Annotated in this window: 1 protein-coding gene and 1 pseudogene; both read left to right on the top strand. The window is 65.1% G+C overall.

Annotated elements, in window-relative coordinates; all coding sequences use genetic code 11:
- A pseudogene (locus KTQ37_RS16565) lies at window positions 1-110 on the top strand (electron transfer flavoprotein subunit alpha/FixB family protein); the annotation flags it as partial.
- 17 nt (window positions 111-127) lie between these two features.
- Window positions 128-1,927 (top strand): acyl-CoA dehydrogenase, encoded by a 1,800-nt coding sequence (locus KTQ37_RS16570; protein ID WP_218631615.1) that lies wholly within the window; start codon window positions 128-130, stop codon window positions 1,925-1,927.
- Window positions 1,928-2,015: the final 88 nt, after the last annotated feature.

Here is a 2,015-nt window from a genome sequence, read left to right on the forward strand (position 1 = left end):
TCATCGTCGCCATCAACAAGGACGAAGAAGCCCCGATCTTCCAGGTCGCAGACTTCGGACTCGTCGCCGATTTGTTCGACGCGGTTCCCGCGTTCACCCAGACAATCTGATCTCAGGAGAGAATGAGATGAGCTACCAAGCCCCGCTTCAGGATATGACCTTCGTGCTGACCGACCTGTGCGGGCTGGCCGAATTGTCGCAGTTGCCCGGTCTGGAAGACGCCACGCCCGAAACGGTCGAGGCGATCCTGGAGGAGGCCGGGAAATTCGCCGGACAGGTTCTTGCTCCATTGAACCGGTCCGGCGATGAAGCGGGGCTTGGGTTTGACAACGGGCGCGTGATCGTTCCCGAAGGCTGGCAGGAAGCCTATGACCAGATCGTCGAGATGGGTTGGAACAGCCCCGCTGCCTCGCCCGAGCATGGCGGCATGGGCCTGCCCTTCGCGGTCAACGCCGCGATCCAGGAGATGTTCAACGGCGCCAACACGGCGTTCCAGCTCTGCCCGCTGCTGACCCAGGGCGCGATTGAGGCCATCGCGCATTACGCCTCGGGCGACCTTCAGGAAACCTACCTGCCCAAGCTGGTGACCGGCGAGTGGACCGGCACGATGAACCTGACCGAACCGCAGGCGGGCTCGGACCTCGCCGCGATCCGCTCGAAGGCTGTGCCCGAGGGCGATCACTACCGCGTCTCGGGGCAGAAGATCTTCATCACCTATGGCGAGCATGAGATGACCGAGAACATCATCCATCTCGTGCTGGCGCGTCTGCCCGACGCCCCGGCGGGGGTGAAGGGGATCTCGCTGTTCGTCGTGCCGAAATTCATGGTGAATGCCGATGGTTCGCTTGGCGCGCGCAATGACGTGCGCTGCGTGTCGATCGAGCACAAGCTGGGCATCCATGCCTCGCCGACCTGCACGCTGAGCTTTGGCGATGACGGAGGCGCGATCGGCTATCTGGTGGGGGAGCCGAACCAGGGCCTGACCTATATGTTCGCGATGATGAACTCGGCGCGTCTTGGCGTGGGCCTGCAAGGTATCGGTATCGCCGAGCACGCGGGCCAGCACGCTGCGGCCTATGCCGCCGAGCGCAAGCAGGGCGGCCGTCCGGGCAGCGCGGGCTCGGTCGCGATCATCGAACATCCCGACGTCAAGCGGATGCTCGGTTTGATTCAGGCGCGCACGCAGGCCGCGCGGGTTCTGGCCTATCGCGCCGCGGCGGCCTCGGACATCGCGTCGCGCAGCACGGATGCCGATGTGGCTGCCAAGGCGCAGCGCCGTCTCGATCTGCTGATCCCGGTCGTGAAGGGTTGGTCGACCGAGATGGGCAATGTCTCGGCCTCGCTTGGCGTGCAGGTGCATGGCGGCATGGGTTTCATCGAGGAAACCGGTGCCGCGCAGCATTTTCGCGATGCGCGGATCACCACGATCTATGAAGGCACGACCGGCATTCAGGCGCTCGACCTGATCGGGCGCAAGATCAGCCGCGACAAGGGCTATGCCATGGCCGAGTTGCTGGCGGATATGGACGATACCGCCGCGCGTCTCGGCGCCGCCTCGGGCGCGGGCGTGAACTGGGAAGGCTATGCCAAGTCGCTGACCGAGGCGACCGCCGCCCTGCGCGCCGCGACCAATTGGATCGTCGATCAGGCCGGAAGCCATTCGGAACTGCCGCAGGCTTCGGCCTGTGCGATGCTTGACCTCGCCGGTGTTTGCCTTGGCACCTGGGCGATGGCCGACAGCGTGCTGGCGGCCTCGGCGCGCATCGCCGCCGGCGACAGCGCGGCCTTCCTGCGCAGCAAGTTGCGCATCGCCGAGTTCTACCGCACGCAGATCGCCGTGCAGGCCCCGGCGCTTCAGGCGCAGGTCATGCTTGGGGCGGATGCGGTGTTGGCGCTTGATGCCGCCGATCTGGGGGTCTCTGCCTGAGGCCCCACCTCCAGCCTTAAGGAGCGCATTGATGTCAGAGATCGTCCGCGAGTCGATGGAATATGATGTAGTGATCGTTGGCGGGGGT

Source organism: Sedimentimonas flavescens (genome assembly GCF_019264375.1).
Lineage (GTDB): Bacteria > Pseudomonadota > Alphaproteobacteria > Rhodobacterales > Rhodobacteraceae > Rhodobacter > Rhodobacter flavescens.